Source organism: Cumulibacter manganitolerans (genome assembly GCF_009602465.1).
Lineage (GTDB): Bacteria > Actinomycetota > Actinomycetes > Mycobacteriales > Antricoccaceae > Cumulibacter > Cumulibacter manganitolerans.
In genome coordinates, this window is sequence record NZ_WBKP01000044.1 from 1 (window position 1) to 18,051 (window position 18,051).

Below are 18,051 nucleotides of genomic sequence, written 5' to 3' on the forward strand. Positions count from 1 at the left end.
TGGCCACCGCCGCCGACGAGCGCGTCGAGTCGGCGCGCAGGCTGCGCGACCTCGCGGACAAGGCCGTCGGGGAGTTCACCGCGACGCTCGCCGCCCAGCGCGCCACCGCCGGTGGACGCAGTGCCGCCGAGCTGAAGAGCGAGCTCGGCGCGGCACGGGCGCGGGTCGATGCGGCGGTCGAGGCCGAGGGGCGCATCGCCGACGCGGTCGCGGCGCTCGCGGCCGTCGAGACCCTGGCGACGCGGCTCGCCGACGAGGAACGGGCCGCCGACCGGCTACGCGACCAGCACGCGGGCACCGTCCGCGAGCTGACCGTCGAGGTCCGCCGCCGCGAGAAGGCGATCGCCACCGAACGCGCCGGCTACCAGTCCGTGGCCGAGCGTGCCGCCGCGATCGACCTGACCATCGCCGCGATCGAGACCTACCTGCGCGACGCCGCGGCCGACGCGGCGGCACAGGAGGCGGTCGGGCAGGCGGTGGACGCCGCGGCCGAGGCCGCCCTCGAGGCGGGCTTCGACGCGGTCGACGACGCGGCCTCAGCCGCGTGGAGCAAGAAGACCCTCGCCGAGGCGTCGGAGATGCTCCGCGCGTTCGATCGCGACGCGGTGTCCGCGGCGACGCGCCTGGCGGACCCGCGGCTCACCGACGTTCCCGACGAGGTCCCCGACATCGCCGGGTTGCGGGCGGTCCGCGACGCGGCGAAGGCCGAGGAGCACGCTGCGCGGGCGGTCGCGACCGCCGAGTCCGACCGGGCCCGGCGGCTGGCCGAGCTCGCCCGCCGCGCCGCCCGCGACCTGCCCGAGGCGTTCGCCAAGGCGGCACGGGCCGCGCAGATCAAGGCGCTGGCGCTGCTGGTGCGCGGGATGGGCGCGAACAGCAAGCGGATGAACCTCACGGCGTACTACCTGGCGGCCCGGCTCGAGCAGGTGACGCGGGTGGCGAGCGGGCACCTGCAGCGGATGTCCTCCGGCCGGTTCACGCTGCGGCACACCGACGAGCGGCGTACCGCGCGCGGCCACGGCGGCCTGGGGCTCGAGGTGTTCGACGCGCACACCGGCCGCGCCCGACCGCCGCATTCGCTGTCCGGCGGCGAGACGTTCTACGCCTCCGTGGCGCTCGCCCTCGGGCTGGCCGAGGTGGTCACCGCCGAGACCGGCGCGATGACCCTCGACTCGCTGTTCATCGACGAGGGCTTCGGGGCGCTCGACTCCGAGACGCTCGACCTCGCCATGCAGGTGCTCGACGATCTGCGGCAGGTCGGCCGCACGATCGGGGTGATCAGCCACGTGGAGGAGATGAAGACCCGCATCACCACCCAGCTGGTCATCGAGCGCACGCCGCGCGGCTCGCGCATCCTGGCGCACTGACCGGCCGGTGCGACCCGTTTTCCCGTGCGCACCCGGCGTCCCGCGCTCACCCGGCCTCCCGCGCTCGCGGTGGGTTGTGCCGCGCTCTGGCCGGATGCGGTGGGTCGTACCCCGGTATCGCGCCGATAGCGGGGTGGAAGCCACCGCGACAGGGGGCCGGGAAGCGGGGACGATGATGAGGATCCAGGTGGCACGGCTCCGGGAGGCGCGATGACGAAGTACGCCGCACTGCTGCGCGGCATCAATGTCGGCGGCAACCGCAAGGTGCCGATGGCCGAGCTGCGCGAGCTGGCCGAGTCGCTCGGGCTCGAGGACGTCTCGACGTACATCGCCTCCGGGAACCTGCTCTTCTCATCATCGAAGACCGAGTCCGCGCTCACCGACCAGCTGCACGAGGCGCTCGAGTCGCGGTTCGGGTTCGCGGTGGACGTCGTGGTGGTCAGCCACGCGCACCTGCAGAAGGCGCTCGCCGGGTGCCCGTTCGACGGCGACCCGAAGCAGGTCATCGTGACGTTCCTGTCCGCGCCGTACGACGCCGCCACCCGCGCCGCGCTCCAGCAGATCGCCGCCGACGGCGAGCGGGTCGACTTCGGCCCGTCCGGCGCGAAGTGGCTGTACGTCGATTTCGCCGGCGGTCTGGCCCGCAGCAAGCTGGCGACGAAGCTGGCTTCGGTCGCCAAGGACGGCTACGCGACGACCCGCAACATCCGCACCGTCGAGAAGCTCGTCGAGCTGCTCGGCTGAGGTCAGCCGACCCGGTCCGGGTGCGTGTAGAGGTTGAAGCCGCCCCCACGGACGAAGCCCGCGAGGGTGATGCCGAGCCGGTCGGCGAGATCGACCGCCAGCGACGACGGCGCGGACACGGCGACGATCATGCCGATCCCCGCCATGGCCGCCTTCTGGACCAGCTCGAAGGAGATCCGGCCACTCAGGGCGAGCACGTGCGCGGACGCCGGAAGGTCGCCGCGCATCACCGCGGCACCGATCACCTTGTCGGCCGCGTTGTGCCGGCCGACGTCTTCGCGCACCTCGAGGGCGTCGGTGCGGGTGTCGAGCAGGCCGGCGGCGTGCAGGCCGCCCGTGCGCTCGAAGGCGCGCTGCTGGGCGCGCAACCGGTCGGGGAGCGCGGCCACCGCGTCCAGCGACAGGCGCGGCGCTGCCGGATCGACGGGGTAGTGCGAGGTGCGCTCGACGTCGTCGATGCTCGCGGTGCCGCACACGCCGCACGAGCTGCTCGTCGCGAACGACCGCACCGCCTGGGTGGCCAGCGTCTGCGCCACGGGGGACAGCGCCACGTCCATCACGTTGTAGGTGTTCTGCGCCAGCCCGTCGTCGTCGGTGACCGAGCCGGCGCAGTACCGCGCGGTCGCTACGTCGTCCCGCGAATGGATGATGCCCTCCGACAGCAGGAAGCCGTGCACGAGCTCGACGTCGCTGCCGGGGGTGCGCATCGTGACGGTGAGCGGCTCGCCGGTGGCGCGGATCTCCAGCGGCTCCTCGCCCGCGAGGGAGTCGGGCCGCGTGGTACGCCGTCCGGTGGCGACGTCGACGTGCTCGACCTTGCGTCGCGCGATGACTCGGCTCATGGGCCGAGCATATGCGTCATCCGCCCACCGCACCCGCGGCGTGCTTCGGTACCGATCGCCCGGCGTGTCGGTACCGAAGTACGCCGCACATGCGTCATCGGCCGGGCCCGGTGAAGGGCAGCAGGCTACGCGGCGGGGCGCTTGTGGAACCAGCCGCGGCCGACCATGCTCATCACGATGTCGTCCCCGCGCAGGACCTCCCAGTTCAGCGTGAGCGTCCCGAGGTGGTCGCCGCGGGAGGAGTCCTTCTTGTCGACGACGGTGATCCGTGCGGTGAGCTCGTCGCCGAGGTACACCGCCTTGCGCCAGCGGACGTTCTCCAGGCCGGGGGAGGCGTCGGGGGCGATCTTGGACAGGAAGCCGTCGACGTACAGCCGCATCATCGCCGAGCCGGTCCACCAGCCGGACGCGATGATCGAGCCCCAGCCGCTTTCCTTCGCGGCCTGCTCGTTCACGTGGTACCACTGCGGGTCGTAGCGCTTGGCGAACTCGACGACCTCGTCGTGCTCGGCGACGACGGTGCCGAGGTCGAAGACCTGGCCGATCTCGATGTCGTCGAACCAGACGCTCGGCTGCTCGAGCGTGGCCGTCAACGGCCCCGGAGTGTCAGTCATACGGTCACTCTGCCATCCCCGTCGGCGTCGGCTGCGCGGTGGTGACGGCGAACCAGCCGGTTGCGGCGTCTCGACGTCGCCTCGCCTGGCGGCTCGGCTCGCTCGACGACCGTGGGAGGGTCACCGAGCGTGGGAGGGTCACCGAGCGTGGGAGGGTCGACGACCGTGGGCGCGTCTCGACGTCGCCTCGCCTGGCGGCTCGGCTCGCTCGACGACCGTGGGAGGGTCACCGAGCGCGGGAGGGTCGCCGAGCGTGGGAGGGTCGCCGAGCGTGGGAGGGTCGCCGAGCGTGGTGACGCCGACCGGTCGCGGTCGCCGCGCGCCGGCGCGGCGACCGCCGGTCGGCTCAGGCGTTGACGGCGCCGCGGTCGCGGGCGGCGGCGCGCAGGCCCGGGACCAGCGCGCGGCCCCACTCGATCACGTCGCCCAGCGGGTCGAAGCCGCGGATCAGGAACTTCGTGACGCCGAGGTCGTAGTACCGCAGCAGCGTCTCGATGACCTGATCCGGCGTCCCGACTGGAGCAGTCGAGTTGCCGCCCGGGCCGGCGAGCTTGGTCATGCCGAACCAGAGGCGCTCGTCGTGCACCTCTCGCTCGGCGGCCAGCTCCTGGAGCCGCTGCGCCGACACGGCCGCGTTGGTGTTGCCGGAGAACCACAGCGCCTTGCTGGGCGCGTCGGGGACGCGCGCGGCGGCCGCGTCGTAGATCGCCTGCGCTCGCTTCCACGCGTCGTCCTCGGTGTCGGCGATGATCGGGCGCGTCGACAGGCTGAACTCCACCTCGCGGCCGTACTTCGCCGCCGTCTCGCGGATCAGGGCGATCCGCTCGGCCGTCTCCGCGAGCGGCTCGCCGAAGAGCATGAACACGTCGGTGTTCGCCGCGCCCACCTCGACGGCGATCGGCGACTGGCCGCCGAAGTAGATCGGGATGCCGGCCGCGGTGGCGGGACGCACCGTGCTGTAGGCCTGCTCGAACGTGTAGAACTCGCCGTCGAAGTCGAACGGCTCCTCCGAGTAGAGCGTCTTGCGCAGCACCTGGATGAACTCCGCGGTACGGCGGTAACGGCCGTCCTTGTCGACGAAGTCGCCGTCGCGCCGCTGGTCGATCTCGCTGCCGCCGGAGATGTGGTGGATCGCCACGCGGCCGCCGCCGGAGAGCTGGTCGAGGGTGGCCAGCTTGCGGGCCTGCACCGTCGGCGTCACGAAACCGGGCCGGTGCGCGATGAGGACGCCGAGGTTCGTGGTCTGGTTCAGCACGTCGGCGGCGACGGCGAAGCCGTCGGGCGCGGACGAGCTGTAGCCGATGAGCACCCGGTCGAACCCGGCCTCGTCGTGCGCCTTGGCGAACCGCCGCAGGTAGTTGACGTCGATCGCGTCGGACGTGTCGGAGGCGAATGCCTCCGACTCCTCGCGGGTCCCGACCATTCCGATTACTTCGAGCTTGCTCATGCGTGGGTTCCTTCCAAGGGGGTGGAGTCGACTTCTTGGCGTAGCTGGGATCGCCGCTGCGGGTCGGCGCGCGTACCGCTCAGCGTCGGCGTGCTGGCCAACAGCAGCTGCGTGTACGCGTGCGTGGGCCGGGCGAAGAGCTCGTCCGTGGGCCGGGACTCGACGACGCTGCCGTGATAGAGCACCGTGACCCGGTCGGCGAGGCCGGCGAGGGTGCCGAGGTCGTGCGAGATCAGCAGGATGCCGATGTCGCGGGTACGGCGCAGCTCGTCGAGCAGCGCCAGGACGTGGTTGCGGTTCGCGGCGTCCAGCGCGCTGGCCGGCTCGTCGCAGATCAGCAGGTCCGGGTCGGTGACCAGGGCGCGCGCGATGCACACGCGCTGCCGTTGACCACCGGACAGCTCCGCGGGCCGGCGGTCGGCGTGCTCCGGCTCGAGGCGGACGGCGGCGAGCACCTCGGCGACCTTCGCGTCGACGTCCTTCGCTCCGGCGATCACCAAGGGCTCCGCGATGCTCTCGCCCGCGGTGCGGTCGGGGTCGAGCGCGCGCAGCGGATCCTGGAACACGTACTGCACCGTCCCGCTGCGCCGCCAGGTGCGGCGGGCGCGGCCGGTGAGCCCGGAGGTCTGCGTGCCGTCGACCGAGACCCGCCCTTGCGCCGGCGTGGTGAGGCCGAGCACCGTGCGGGCGATGGTCGTCTTGCCCGAGCCGGTCTCGCCGATCAGCCCGACGATCTCGCCGGCCCGCACCGTGAGGTCCACGTCGCTCAGGATGCGCCGGCGCTTGTGGCCGCGCCCGAGCGCCACGTCGACGCCGTCCACCTCCAGGACGGCGCGGCCGGGCTCGTCGCCGGCCCGCTCGGCGCGGCGTACGACGCCGCGGGCCTGCCCGAGCAGCTCGCGCGTGTACGGGTGCCGGGGGTCGTGCATGATGCGGCGGGTCGGGCCGTCCTCGACCAGGCGCCCGTCGCTGAACACCGCGACGCGGTCGGTGCGCTCCGCGACGAGCGCGAGGTCGTGCGAGACGAGCAGAATCGCCATGCCCCGCTCGGCGCGCAGCCGCTCCAGCAGGTCGAGCACCTCGGCCTGCACGGTGACGTCCAGCGCCGTCGTCGCCTCGTCGGCGATCAGCAGCTCGGGCTCACCGGCGATCGCGACCGCGAGCAGCGCCCGCTGCAGCATGCCGCCGGAGAGCTCGAACGGGTGCGCCGCGAGGATCCTCGGGGTGTCGCGCAGCCCCACCGAGCGCAGCAGCTCGATCGAGCGCTCCTCGATCTGCCGGCGTCCCCGCACGTCGCCGGTGTGCCGGAGGACCTCGGCGATCTGCCGGCCGATGGTCAGCGACGGGTTGAGGTAGGACGCCGGATCCTGGAACACCGCGCCGATCCGGCGCCCGCGCACCCCGAGCCACTCGCGGTCGCTGAGGTGGGCGATGTCCTGGCCGCCGAGGGTGATCCGGCCGCCGGTGACCCTGGTGGGGCCGGGAAGCAGGCCGAGAGCGGCGCGGCAGGTCAGCGTCTTCCCGCTGCCGGACTCGCCCACGACGCCGAGGATCTCGCCCTCGGCGATCTGGAGCGAGACGCCGTGCACGAGCTCGGTGTGCTCGGTTCCGATGGTGAGGTCCTCGATGCGCAGAAGCGGCGCGCGGCGGTGGTCCTCGGCGTCGGCGCGGTCGGCGTACGGGTCAGCGAGCGTCAGCACGGGCGCGGTCCTTCCGGTCGGTCGTCGTACGGGCATCCGGCGCGGCGTCGCGGATCGCGTCCGCGAGGACGTTGAGCGCGCCGACGGTGAGCATGATGAGGGCGGCCGGCCACAGCGGCGCCAGGGGCGCCTGGTGGAGGTAGCCCAGGTCGGTGGCGAGCATGCCGCCCCAGGTGGGCGCCGGCGGAGCGACGCCGATGCCGAGGAACATCAGCGACGACACGATCAGCAGGCCGGCGCCGGTGGTGTTCGCCGCGGCCACGGCGATCGGGGCGGCGACCTTGCGCCAGACGTGGGTCGTCACCAGCCGCGGCGTCGAGGAGCCGAAGAGCTCGGCCGCCTCGACGTAGCCGGCGTGGCGCAGGCCGAGCGCGGCCGAGCGGGCGATCCGAAAGAACGTCGGGGTGAACAGCACGCCGACGGTGATCATCGCCGGGTGCAGGCCGCCGCCGGCGAGCCCGGTGACCGCGATCGCGACGATGACGAACGGCAGCGACAGCAGCGCGTCGACGACGCGCAGCAGCAGCCACTCGGCGGTTCGACCGAGGTAGACCGACAGCAGACCCGGGACCGCGCCGAGGACGACGCCCACCGCGGTCGCCTCGACGGCGCCGAGGACCGACAGCCGGCTGCCGTCCAGGAGCCGCGACAGCGTGTCGCGGCCGAGGTTGTCGGTGCCGAGCCAGTGCGCTCCGCTCGGGCCCTGCAGGATGCCGGGGCTCTGCTGCAGCGGGTCGTACGGCGCGACGGCGCCGCCGAAGACCACCAGGAACGCGACGAGTGCCAGCACCAGCAGCGCGAGCCGGGCCGACCGGCTGTGCCGGAGCGACGCGGTGACGGTGCTCATGAGCCGCTCCGGGCGGAATGCGGACGCAGCCGCTCCAGGACGATGTTGACGGCCGTGTTGGAGACCATGACGAGCGCCAGCACCACCAGCAGGATCCCTTGGACGACGGGAACGTCGCCCTGCAGCGCGCTGTCGCGGGCGAGCTCGCCGATGCCGGGCAGCACGAACACGGCTTCGGTCACGACCGCCCCGCCGATCAGTCGCGGAATGTGCAGGCCGACGACGGCCAGCGCCGGCCCGGCCGCGTTGCGCAGCACGTGCCCGAACAGGATCCGTCGCGCCGTCAGGCCGCGCACGACCGCGCCGGTCACGTAGTTCTCGTCCAGCGCCGCGACGATGCCGGTGCGCAGCTGGCGCGCGATCTCGCACGCCGCGTCGAGGCTGAGCGCCACCGCCGGCAGGACGAGGAAGCCCAGCCAGGGGCCCACGCCCGAGGAGAGCGGAACGTAGCCGCCGGAGGGCAGCGCGCCGAGGCCGACGGAGAACACCACGATCAACGCGATGCCGGCGACGAACGGCGGCAGGGTCGACAGCGCGCCCGCGACGATCGTGATGCCGCGATCGACCGCCGTACCGCGGTACCGACCGGCCAGGATGCCGCCGGCCGCGCCGATCAGGACGGCGAGCACGAGCGCGAGGCCGGCCAGCGACAGGCTGACCGGCAGCCGGTCGGCGAGCGAGTCGGTCACCGAGATGCCGCTGAACCAGGAGGTTCCGAGGTCACCGGTGAGCGCGGAGCCGAGCCAGTCGAGGTACCGCACGACCATGGGCCGGTCGTAGCCGACGTTGTGATCGAACGCCGCGATCGCCTCGGGCGTCGCGTCGCTGCCGAGCGCGACGGCACCCGGACTCGTCCCGGCGATCGCGCCGAGCGCGAACGTCGCGAAGCTCGCGACGAGCAGCACGGTGACGATCGTGCCGAGCCCCTTGGCCACGGCCGCCAGCGGCGTTCTCGCCCTGGACCGCGCCGTGAGGCGCGGCCCGGGCGAGACGAGGGTCGCGGCCGTCACGACGTCCCGATCCGGGTGCCGTCGAACCGCTGCGCGGCGATGTACGGGGTGAAGCCGGTGACGTTCTTGCTGCGCGCGAAGATGCGCGGCCAGCTGAACAGGAACGCGTTCGGCATCGTCTTCACCGCGGTCGCGACCGCGTCCTGCAGGACCTTCTTGTACGACGGGTCGTCGGTCGGCGTCGTGGTGACCTTCTGGATCGCGGCGACGACCTCCGGCGGCGTGTTCCGGCCGAGGTTCATCAGGCCCTGCGGGCCGAACAGCACCTCCATCGCCTGCGCCGGCGACTCGCGCCCGGAGAAGCTGTCCAGCGCCAGCGGGGCCTCGCGCTTGATGTAGATCGACTGCGACGCCTGGGCGGCGGGCAGGTTCTGCAGCGTCACCTTGATGCCGGCCTGCCCCAGCTGCGACTGGATCTGCTCGGCCAGCCCGTTGGTGTCGTACGTCGTGAGCGTGACGGCGACGCCGTTGGGGTAGCCGGCCTCGGCGAGCAGCTGCTTGGCCTTGTCGACGTCGTGCGGGTACAGCTTCTCGAGGTCGGGGTTGTAGGCGATGTGGTTCTTCGGGAACGGCTGGACGTCGGGCTCACCCTGCCCGAAGAAGGAGGTGTCCACCAGGGCCTTGCGGTCGAGGGCGTACTTGATGGCCTCGACGACCTTCGGGTTGTCGAACGGCGCGACGGTGTTGTTGATGTCGAGGGTGCGCACGGTCAGCACCTTGTTGACGTCGACCTCGAACCCGGCGGCCTTCGCGGCGTCCACCTGGGACGGCGGGATCACGGCGACGTCGTACTGCCCGGACTGCAGGCCGGCGACGATCACCGAGGCGTCCGGCGGCTCCTTCTGCGTGAGGGTCTCGAGGTGGATGTCCGAGGCATTCCAGTAATGATCGAACTTCGTGAACTCGGCCTTGGATCCCGGCGTGTAGGACGTCAGCGCGAACGGGCCGCTCCCGACCGGCTTCGTGGCGAGGCTCTTCGGGTCGGCCTCGAAGGCCTTGGGGCTGACGAGGAAGCCGGTGAGGCCCGCGAGAAGGTCGGGGATCTGGTAGTCGGGGCCGGTCAGGTCCAGCCGGACCTCGGTGGGCGAGAGGACGTCGATACCGGCGATCACGGCGAGCTGGGCACGCTTGGTGGAGTAGTCGGCGTCGCGCCCGCGCTCCAGGCTCTTCTTGACTGCCTGCGCGTCCAGCGGCGAGCCGTCGCTGAAGGTCAGGCCCGGGCGGAGCTTGAAGGTGATCGCGGTTCCGTCGGCGTTGTACTGCCAAGACTCGGCCGCCTCCGGGACGGCCTTGCCGGACGGATCCTGCTTGGTCAGGCCGGAGTACACCAGCGACAGGGCGTGCACGTCCTGGCCGGCGGTGGACGCGACCGGGTCCCAGGACGAGGGCAGGTACCAGCCCCAGGTGAGGTGGCCGGTGCTCGCGCCGGACGCCGCGGCGGAGCCGCAGGCGCTCACCAGCGCGACGACGACGGCCAGCAGGGCGGCGATCTTGATTCGATAGCGGGTCATTCGTGGAGTCCTTGGTCGGCGGCCCACTGCGGGCCGGGTACGCCGAAGCGCCGCCGCGAACAGGCGCGGACGGCTCCGGCGGGGGAGATGAGGGGGTGGACCGCGGCGGGGCGGTCGAGTGGTAGAGCGAGGCGGCGGCCGGGATGCGGCGCCGGTAGCGGCGTACGCCCTCGGGGCGCGCGCACGAGCGAAGCGGCGGCGAGCCGGCCCTCCGCGCAGGACGCGCGGGGGCCGCGATCAGCGCTGCCGATCCAGACCGGCAGGGGCAACCGGGTCGGCTAGCGGCAACAGGTGGACGTGCAGGTGCGCATGAAGTCGATCGCGCGACGCGACGTCAGTCGCGGGGACCGCGGCATGGGTGCGGCGCACACGACAGCGACCATGGCTCGACACCCTTCTGCGACGGGGCAACCTGCGGGCTGCCGAAGACGTTGGACCGAACAGTACCAAGCGGTACAGACCTGCGGCGACCTCCGAGGCGGCTCTGTGACCCATCGCACGGCTGGGACGGGACTCTAGCGTGCCCGGAAGCTGCGCAGGTACCCGAACGCCATCGTCATCGACTGCTCGAGTGCGTCGGGATCGCGCTGTAGCCGGCCCAGCAGCAGGCCGCCCTGGATCGCCGCCAGCAGCGCCTTGGAGAGGACCTCGGGATCTGCGTGCACCTGCAGGTCGCCGCGCGAGCGCAGCCGGGTGAAGGCTGCCGTCATGTGGGAACGCCACTGCTCGAAGGCGCCCACCAGCATCGGACGCAGTGTGTCATCGCCGTCCAGCTCGCCGGCGAACTTGCCGAGACGGCAGCCCAGTGGGCCGCTTTCCGTGCTGTGCCGGGAAAGGAAAGCATCGCGCCACGACTCGAGATCGTGCCAGCTGCGGATCGAGTCGAAGGTCGGCTCGGTGGCGAGCACGTTCTCGAGCTGCCGCTCGATGACCGCGCGGATGAGCTCCTGCTTCCCGCCGAAGTAGTGGTAGAGCTGGGACTTGCCGGCGCCGCCGCGTTCGAGCACCTCGTCCAGGCTGGTGTGGAAGATGCCCTTGCGGAACATCATCTCGGTCGCGGCGTCGAGGATCGCGTCGCGCCGCCGGCGTCCGCGAGCCGTGCTCGGAAGCGGGACGCTCGGCGCAAGGACGCTCGACACCGGTGCGGATCCGGCGTCGGTCGCGCTGACGGAGTCGGGCATGCGGTCACCCTACCGCCATTTGTGTACCGGCCGGTCCATCGGCGCGGCGGTCGACCCGGTCTCGGGACCGGGGCTAGACCCGGCGCGACTCGCTGCGGCGCTGCGCGGCCAGCCCCGACAGGATCAGATCCAGACCGGCCGCCAGGTCGTCCCCGCGGTCGTACGGCGCCGCGTCGACCGCGCCGGCGCTCGCCGCCTGCAGCTGTGCCTGCTGCGCGCCCGCGTGCCCGAACGTCGCGTGCAGCAGGGTGCGGGCACCGATGCGGGCCGCGTGCGCGGTGAAGCCGGCGTCGGCGAGCGTGTCGAGCAGCTCGGCGTACGGCCGGCCGGCGCCGAGCTCGAACGCGTACACCGTCGAGACCAGCTCGGCGCCGTCGCGCCAGGCGAGCATCGCATCGCGCAGCGCGAGGCAGATCGCGGCGGCGCGCGCGCGCCAGCCGCCGCCCGGCTCGGCATGCGGTCCCCGCTCGAGGATCTCGTCGGCGACGAGCGCCAGCAGCGCCTGCTTGTTCGGCACGTGGTGGTACAGGGCGCTGGGCTGGACGCCAAGCTCGCCGGCGATCCGGCGCATCGAGAGGTCGCCGAGCCCGTACTCGTCGAGCACGGCGAGCGCGCGGTTGACGACGTCCTCGCGGCGGTGTCGCATGCGGATCGCTCCGATCGGCTGGGGCTGGGCGAATCGACGGGCCCCGGATGCACCCGAGGTCCCGGGTCAGTCTAACCTGAACGCCATTCAGGTCGACCTGAACACCATTCAGGTCGCCGCGCCCAGCCACCCACCGACGAAAGCAGGACCATGAGCGCCACCGCCCCCGAGCCGGTCACCACCGCCCCGACCGCCGCCCCCGACGCGCGAGAGGGGGAGCATGGCACACGCGGCCGTGGGAACCGGGCGACCGACATCGCGCTCATCGCGGGTTTCGCGGCGCTCATCGCCGTGCTGGCGATCCTGCCGGCGATCACGGTCGCCGGTCCGGTCCCGATCACGTTGCAGACCTTCGGCGTCCTGCTCGCCGGAGCGGTGCTCGGCCCGGTCCGCGGGTTCCTGGCCGTCGTCCTGTACGTGGCCGTCGGCGCCGCCGGCCTGCCGGTGTTCTCCGGCGGCGCGGCCGGGATCGCGGTGCTCCAGGGCCCCAGCGCGGGGTACCTGTTCGGCATGCCGTTCGCCGCCGGGCTGTGCGGGTTCATCGTCTCCCGGCTGCCGCGGCACAAGCTGCACAGCGTGCTGTGGATCTTCCTCGCCGGGCTCGCGGGCAGCATCGTCTTCAACCACAGCCTCGGCATCGTGGGGCTCCACCTGCGGGCCGGCCTGAGCTGGTCGGAGGCCTGGAACGTCGACATCGTGTTCTGGCCCGGCGACGTGATCAAGAACGTCCTCATGGCGCTGGTCGCCACCGCCGTCCACCGCGCCTTCCCCGACATCCTCGGTCGTCCGGCGATCCGCCGGGCAACGCGTGAGGACGCGCGGCGCGCGTGAGCACCATCCGGCTGGACGGCGTCAGCGTCACCGTGCCGACGCCCACCCACGACCTCACCATTTTCGAGACGACCGACCTCGAGCTGACCGAGCGTCGGATCGCCCTGATCGGGGAGAACGGATCCGGCAAGTCGACCCTCGCCCGGCTGCTGAACGGGCTGGTCGCACCCACCCGCGGCCGGGTGAGCGTGGACGGCCTGGACGTCGTCCGCGACGGCACGGCCGTGCGCCGCAAGGTCGGCTTCGTGTTCACCGACCCCGCCGCGCAGATCGTGATGCCCACGGTCATCGAGGACATCGCGCTGTCGTTGCGCCGGACGCACCGCAGGTCCGCGGAGCGGCGAGAGGCCGCCCGTCGGGTGCTCGCCGAGTACGGGCTCGAGGCGCTCGCGGAGCGCTCGGTGCACGGGCTGTCCGGCGGACAGCGGCAGCTGCTGGCGCTGGCAGGCGTCCTCGCGATCGGTCCGGACGTGATCGTCGCGGACGAGCCCACCACGCTGCTCGACCTGCGCAATGCCCGGCGAATAGGCGATCTGCTGATGGGGCTGCCCGCGCAGGTGATCGTCGTGACGCACGATCTCGACCTCGCCGCGCGATGCGATCGGGGCATCGTCGTCGCGCGCGGTGCCGTGGCGTTCGACGGCTCTGCGGCCGACGCGGTGGAGCACTACCGACGCTCCGTCCTGGAGGACGCGTGATCGGCGTCTACCAGCGGGGCCCCGCGACCGGGGCGGACGCGTGATCGGCGTCTACCAGCCGGGCGACTCGCCGCTGCACCGGCTCCCGGCGTCCGCCAAGCTGGCCGCGTTGCTGGTGCTGGGGATCGCGCTCGCCGTCATCCCCGGGTGGCCGAGCGCCGTGGCTGCGCTCGTCGTGAGTGTGCTGATCGCCGCCGTGTCGGGGATGCGGTTCGCGGTGATGCTGCGCCGGATGCTCGGCCTGGCGCTCGTCGTGGGCACCCTGGCCGGCTACCTCACCTGGCAGCACGGCTGGGAGCGTGCCGTCGGCGTCGTCGGTGACCTGCTCGCCCTGGCCCTGCTCGCCACGGTCGTCACCGCGACGACCCCGGTGGACGCCGTGCTCGACGCCGTCGCGCGCGCGGTCCGTCCGCTCGCGCGGATCGGCGTGAATCCGGAGCAGGTGGCGCTGGCGTTCTCCCTCGTGCTGCGCGGGATCCCCACGACGCTGGAGATCGCCGACGAGACGCGGATGGCCGCGCGAGCCCGCGGGCTGCAGCGCGACCCGCGGGCGCTGCTGTCGCCGATGGTGATCCGAACCGTCGCGCACGCGCGAGCGACAGGCGAGGCGTTGCACGCCCGCGGCGTGCTCGACTGACCTCGCCATCGTGCCCGGCCCGGTGCGTCCGTCGTCGTCCCCGACCCCGACCCGGTGCGCCCGTCGTCCCCGGCCCGTTGTGTTGTTGCGACTTCGGGCGACGTCGCCCGAAGTCGTCACAGAACAACCGTCCGGAGCCGCGGAACAACCGTCCGGAGCCGCGGAACAACCGTCCGGAGCCGCGGAACAACCGTCCGGAGCCGCGGAACAACGGTCCGGGCATGCGCGACAACCGTCCGGGACGCGCGGCAGCCGTCCGGGTCAGCGGAAGTCGCGGGACATGCGGGGCAGGGTGGCCGTCGGCGCGAGGCTCGCGATGTTGATGGACAGCCGCTCCAGGTGCTCGGCGACCAGGTTGATCGCGCCGTCGTTCTTCTCGACCACGCCGCGGATGATCAGCGCGGACGACTCCCGCGCCACCCTCAGGTAGCGGTTCCACACCGGAACCGGGATGACGACGTTGATCATCCCCGTCTCGTCCTCGACGTTCATGAAGGTCACGCCGGACGCGGTGGCGGGGCGCTGCCGGTGGGTGACCATCCCGGCGGCGTGCACGCGGGTGCGGTTCGGCACCCGGCCCAGGCCCCCTGCGGTGACGACGCCGCGCTCGGTGAGCGCCGGTCGCACGTGCGTCATGGGGTGGTCGTCCGGGGTGATCCCGGTGGCCCACAGGTCCGACATGCTCCGCTCGCCGGTGGTCATCGCCGGCAGCGGTGGCGCCTCGAGCGGTGAGCCGGATCCCGGCAGCCGGCTGACGTGCTCCTGGGACGCCGGACCGGCCTCCCAGAGGGCCCTGCGCCGGTCGAGGTCGAAGCACTCGAACGCACCCGCCGTCGCCAGCGCCTCGGTCTGCGCGGTGCTCAGGCCGACCCGGCGTACGACGTCGGCCATGCTCGCGAACCTCCCGGCGACGGCCGGATCGCCGCCGTGCCGGGCGTACGCCGCCGTGCCGGGCTGCCCGACCTCGCGGGCGTCGACGATCCGTTGCGCCAGATCGGCTCCGATGCCGCGGACCGACGACAGGCCGAGCCGGACGGCGAACGCGCCGTCCCGCCGGTGATCGGCGGGATCGTCGTCGTCCTCCGACGGCTCCCACGTCATCGACCCCTCGGACAGGACGGGATCGCTGGCACAGCGAGGATCCCCGGTGGGCGCGAGCCGGACCTGCCGCGGTGGGCACACCCCGCAGTCGAGGTCCAGCGGCTCGAGGCCCGCGTGCACCCCCGACAGCTGGATGTCGGGACGCCGTACCTCCACGCCGTGCCGTCGCGCGTCGGCGACGAGGCTCTGGGGGGAGTAGAACCCCATCGGCTGCGCCTGCAGCAGCGCGCACAGGAACGCACCGGGGTAGTGCAGCCGCAGCCACGCGCTCGCGTACACCAGCAAGGCGAACGAGATCGAGTGCGACTCCGCGAAACCGAAGTTCGCGAACGCCTCGATCTTGTCGTAGATCGAGTCGGCGAGCGCGCCGGTGATGCCATTGCTCGCCATCCCGTCGTACAGCTTCTGCTTGAGCCGGTTGATCTTCTCGACGCCGCGCTTGGAGCCCATCGCGCGCCGCAGCAGGTCGGCGTCCGCGCCGCTGCATCCGCCGACCGCCATCGCCACCTGCATCAGCTGCTCCTGGAACAGCGGGACGCCGAGGGTGCGGCTCAGCACCGGCTCGAGCGACGGGTGATCGTAGGTCACCTCCTCCATGCCCCGCCGGCGCCGGATGTAGGGGTGGATCGCACCACCCTGGATCGGCCCCGGACGGATCAACGCGACCTCGATCACCAGGTCGTAGAAGGTGCGCGGGCGCAACCGGGGCAGCGTGGCCATCTGCGCGCGGCTCTCGATCTGGAACAGCCCGACGGTGTCGGCGCGGCACACCTGGTCGTAGACGCCCTTCTCCTCCTTCGGCATGGTGGCGAGGGTCCACCGCTCGCCGAAGTGCGCCTCGACCAGGTCCATGCAGTAGCTCAACGCCGACAGCATCCCGAGACCGAGCAGGTCGAACTTCACCAGCCGCATCGACGCGCAGTCGTCCTTGTCCCACTGCAGCACCGTCCGGTCCTCCATGCGGGCGTGCTCGATCGGGCACACGTCGCCGACCGGCTGCCGGGTCAGCACCATCCCGCCGGAGTGGATGCCCAGGTGCCGCGGAAACTTCAGCAGCGCGTTGGCCAGCTCGAGGACGTCGTCCGGGATCCGGTCGGGATCGGGGGCGGCGCCGTCCTCGGGCTCCGGGTTCTCGGCGCGTACGGCGTGCCAGCCGTCGATCCGCTTGGACCAGGCATCCTGCTGGCCGACGCTGTAGCCGAGCGCCTTCGCCATGTCGCGTACGGCGGACCGGGGACGGTAGGTGATCACGTTGGCCACCTGCGCGGCGTTGCGGCGCCCGTACTTGCGGTAGACGTACTGGATGACCTCCTCACGCCGCTCGGAGTCGATGTCGACGTCGATGTCCGGTTCCTCGTTGCGGGTCGCCGACAGGAACCGCTCGAACGGGAGGCCGTAGCGGATGGAGTCGACGGCGGTGATCCCGAGCGCGTAGCAGACCGCCGAGTTGGCCGCCGATCCGCGGCCCTGGCACAGGATGCCGCTGCGCCTGGCGAACTGCACGATGTCATGCACGATCAGGAAGTAGCCCGGGAAGTCCTTCTCCTCGATGACCCGCAGCTCCATCTCCAGCCGCTGATAGGCGTCGGGATGGACCGGGTTCTCCGGGTTCCCGTAGTGCTCCCGCGCCCCGCGCCACGTCAGCTCCCGCAGCCACCCCATCAGGTCGTAGCCCTCGGGGACGTCGAGATGCGGCAGCTCGGGGGCAGCGGACCGCAGCGGGAAGGCGAGGTCGGCGGCGAGGTTCGCGGCGTCCTGCACCACTCCGGCGTACGGCGCGAACAGCCGCAGCATCTCCGCACCGGACCGCAGATGCGCCTGGCCGGTGACCGGCAGCCACCCGTCGAGCTCGTCGAGGCTCCGGCGCGCGCGGACGGCGGCGACCGCCATCGCGAGCCGCCGACGCTCAGGGGTCGCGTAGTGCACGTTGTTGGTCGCGATCGCCTGCGTGCCAGTGCTTCTGGCGAGCTCCCACAAGGCGTCGTTGCGCTCGTCGTCGAGCGGGTGGCCGTGGGTCGACAGCTCGACGACGACGTTGTCGTGACCGAACAGCGCCTGCAGCCGATCGAGCTCCTTGCCGGCCGCCGCCATCCGCTCGGCACGGGTGCCGGCTCCCGCAGCCCCCAGCAGCTCGCCGTGCCGGCCGGCCAGCGCGCCGGGCACCAGGCCCTTGCGGCAGCCGGTCAGCACCACCCACTCTCCGCCGCCGCGCTCGGCGAGCGCCTCCAGCGAGTACCGCGGCCGGCCCTTCTCTCCGCCGTCGAGCTGCGCGTCGGTGATCGCTCCGGCGAGCCGGTGGTAGCCGGCCTTCCCGCGGGCGAGCACCAGCAGGTGAGCCCCCTCGGGGTCGGCTACGCCGGTCTGCGGACCGGACAGCTCCAGCGACAGCTCGGCACCGAACACCGTGGCGAGGTCGTACTCGCGGGCCGCATCGGCCATCCGCACGACACCTTGCAGACCGTCGTGGTCGGTGATCGCCAGCGCGCTGAACCCGAGCCGCACCGCCTCCTCGACCAGCTCCTCCGGATGGCTTGCCCCGTCGAGGAAGGAGAAGTTGGAGTGGCAGTGCAGCTCGGCGTACGGAACCACCGGCCCGTCCGGGCGCCGTGGCCCCTCGTCGGGCGCCTGGTAGCCGGCACGGTGCCGGCTCCACGCCGGCGAGTCACCGCCGTCGGGCAGCGGCAGGCCGCCGTGGTGGACGGAGGCGGACAGCCGGCGCTCCAGCTCCGACCAGGTGACCGGCGGGTTGGTCCATCCCATGTTCATTCACCTTCCTTCAAGGTCGCGTCGGTCGCGGGCTGGGATGCCGCGGTTACGTCGGTCACGGGCTGGGATGCCGCGGTTACGTCGGTCGCGGGCTGGGATGCCGCGGTTA

At 72.5% G+C, this 18,051-nt stretch carries 15 protein-coding genes; 5 read left to right on the forward strand and 10 right to left on the reverse strand.

Features of this window, described 5'->3' with window-relative positions:
- A partial coding sequence (locus tag F8A92_RS14190; RefSeq protein WP_323368439.1) for an SbcC/MukB-like Walker B domain-containing protein occupies window positions 1-1,367 on the forward strand: 1,367 nt, incomplete at its 5' end.
- Window positions 1,368-1,577: 210 nt separating this feature from the next.
- Entirely contained in the window at window positions 1,578-2,111 is a 534-nt protein-coding gene (locus F8A92_RS14195) for a DUF1697 domain-containing protein (protein WP_153505825.1), read from the forward strand.
- Window positions 2,112-2,113: 2 nt separating this feature from the next.
- Here the strand turns inward: F8A92_RS14195 and fdhD are convergent, their stop codons facing one another.
- The 9 genes from fdhD to F8A92_RS14240 all read right to left on the reverse strand — a co-directional run bounded on the left by fdhD (window position 2,114) and on the right by F8A92_RS14240 (window position 11,909).
- Window positions 2,114-2,953 (reverse strand): formate dehydrogenase accessory sulfurtransferase FdhD, encoded by an 840-nt coding sequence (fdhD, locus tag F8A92_RS14200; RefSeq protein WP_153505826.1) that lies wholly within the window; start codon window positions 2,951-2,953, stop codon window positions 2,114-2,116.
- A gap of 125 nt (window positions 2,954-3,078) precedes the next feature.
- Window positions 3,079-3,567 carry a MaoC/PaaZ C-terminal domain-containing protein gene (locus F8A92_RS14205; RefSeq protein WP_153505827.1) on the reverse strand — a complete coding sequence of 163 codons (489 nt, stop codon included), beginning with the start codon at window positions 3,565-3,567 and terminating at the stop codon, window positions 3,079-3,081.
- 346 nt (window positions 3,568-3,913) lie between these two features.
- Window positions 3,914-5,014, reverse strand: a complete 1,101-nt coding sequence (locus tag F8A92_RS14210; protein WP_228389467.1) for an LLM class flavin-dependent oxidoreductase — start codon at window positions 5,012-5,014, stop codon at window positions 3,914-3,916.
- Window positions 5,011-6,714, reverse strand: coding sequence for a nickel ABC transporter ATP-binding protein NikE (nikE, locus tag F8A92_RS14215; RefSeq protein WP_194291504.1), 1,704 nt, complete (start codon window positions 6,712-6,714; stop codon window positions 5,011-5,013). Before nikE ends, F8A92_RS14210 begins: the two co-directional genes overlap by 4 nt.
- The gene (locus F8A92_RS14220) at window positions 6,698-7,561 is read right to left on the reverse strand and encodes an ABC transporter permease (RefSeq protein WP_153505829.1); all 864 of its coding nucleotides are present in this window, start codon (window positions 7,559-7,561) and stop codon (window positions 6,698-6,700) included. The genes nikE and F8A92_RS14220 overlap by 17 nt, the downstream gene beginning before the upstream one ends.
- The gene (locus F8A92_RS14225) at window positions 7,558-8,496 is read right to left on the reverse strand and encodes an ABC transporter permease (protein WP_228389468.1); all 939 of its coding nucleotides are present in this window, start codon (window positions 8,494-8,496) and stop codon (window positions 7,558-7,560) included. Before F8A92_RS14225 ends, F8A92_RS14220 begins: the two co-directional genes overlap by 4 nt.
- Before the next feature lie 71 nt (window positions 8,497-8,567).
- Window positions 8,568-10,082 carry an ABC transporter substrate-binding protein gene (locus tag F8A92_RS14230; protein ID WP_153505831.1) on the reverse strand — a complete coding sequence of 505 codons (1,515 nt, stop codon included), beginning with the start codon at window positions 10,080-10,082 and terminating at the stop codon, window positions 8,568-8,570.
- 515 nt (window positions 10,083-10,597) lie between these two features.
- Complete coding sequence (locus tag F8A92_RS14235; protein WP_153505832.1) at window positions 10,598-11,263, reverse strand: TetR/AcrR family transcriptional regulator; 666 nt, start codon at window positions 11,261-11,263, stop codon at window positions 10,598-10,600.
- Between the two features lie 73 nt (window positions 11,264-11,336).
- The gene (locus tag F8A92_RS14240; RefSeq protein WP_153505833.1) at window positions 11,337-11,909 is read right to left on the reverse strand and encodes a TetR family transcriptional regulator; all 573 of its coding nucleotides are present in this window, start codon (window positions 11,907-11,909) and stop codon (window positions 11,337-11,339) included.
- Between the two features lie 150 nt (window positions 11,910-12,059).
- Between F8A92_RS14240 and F8A92_RS14245 the strand changes: the two genes are divergently transcribed.
- Genes F8A92_RS14245 through F8A92_RS14255 form a run of 3 tightly spaced genes read left to right on the forward strand, consistent with a single transcriptional unit; the run spans window position 12,060 to window position 14,075 of the window.
- Window positions 12,060-12,740 (forward strand): biotin transporter BioY, encoded by a 681-nt coding sequence (locus F8A92_RS14245; RefSeq protein ID WP_153505834.1) that lies wholly within the window; start codon window positions 12,060-12,062, stop codon window positions 12,738-12,740.
- Window positions 12,737-13,438 (forward strand): energy-coupling factor ABC transporter ATP-binding protein, encoded by a 702-nt coding sequence (locus F8A92_RS14250; RefSeq protein ID WP_153505835.1) that lies wholly within the window; start codon window positions 12,737-12,739, stop codon window positions 13,436-13,438. Before F8A92_RS14245 ends, F8A92_RS14250 begins: the two co-directional genes overlap by 4 nt.
- A 40-nt stretch (window positions 13,439-13,478) precedes the next feature.
- On the forward strand, window positions 13,479-14,075 hold the full coding sequence (locus F8A92_RS14255) for an energy-coupling factor transporter transmembrane component T family protein (protein WP_153505836.1): 597 nt from the start codon (window positions 13,479-13,481) through the stop codon (window positions 14,073-14,075).
- A gap of 261 nt (window positions 14,076-14,336) precedes the next feature.
- Here F8A92_RS14255 and F8A92_RS14260 read toward each other — a convergent pair whose 3' ends face one another.
- Window positions 14,337-17,942 carry an error-prone DNA polymerase gene (locus F8A92_RS14260; RefSeq protein ID WP_323368440.1) on the reverse strand — a complete coding sequence of 1,202 codons (3,606 nt, stop codon included), beginning with the start codon at window positions 17,940-17,942 and terminating at the stop codon, window positions 14,337-14,339.
- Between the last annotated feature and the right edge of the window lie 109 nt (window positions 17,943-18,051).

Bases quoted from the DNA above. Each gene is read 5' to 3' on its own strand.
- F8A92_RS14210 (WP_228389467.1), bottom strand. From the start codon at position 5,014: ATGAGCAAGCTCGAAGTAATCGGAATGGTCGGGACCCGCGAGGAGTCG.
- F8A92_RS14205 (WP_153505827.1), bottom strand. From the start codon at position 3,567: ATGACTGACACTCCGGGGCCGTTGACGGCCACGCTCGAGCAGCCGAGC.
- F8A92_RS14240 (WP_153505833.1), bottom strand. From the start codon at position 11,909: ATGCGACACCGCCGCGAGGACGTCGTCAACCGCGCGCTCGCCGTGCTC.
- F8A92_RS14245 (WP_153505834.1), top strand. From the start codon at position 12,060: ATGAGCGCCACCGCCCCCGAGCCGGTCACCACCGCCCCGACCGCCGCC.
- F8A92_RS14195 (WP_153505825.1), top strand. From the start codon at position 1,578: ATGACGAAGTACGCCGCACTGCTGCGCGGCATCAATGTCGGCGGCAAC.
- F8A92_RS14220 (WP_153505829.1), bottom strand. From the start codon at position 7,561: ATGAGCACCGTCACCGCGTCGCTCCGGCACAGCCGGTCGGCCCGGCTC.
- F8A92_RS14235 (WP_153505832.1), bottom strand. From the start codon at position 11,263: ATGCCCGACTCCGTCAGCGCGACCGACGCCGGATCCGCACCGGTGTCG.
- F8A92_RS14260 (WP_323368440.1), bottom strand. From the start codon at position 17,942: ATGAACATGGGATGGACCAACCCGCCGGTCACCTGGTCGGAGCTGGAG.
- F8A92_RS14230 (WP_153505831.1), bottom strand. From the start codon at position 10,082: ATGACCCGCTATCGAATCAAGATCGCCGCCCTGCTGGCCGTCGTCGTC.
- fdhD (WP_153505826.1), bottom strand. From the start codon at position 2,953: ATGAGCCGAGTCATCGCGCGACGCAAGGTCGAGCACGTCGACGTCGCC.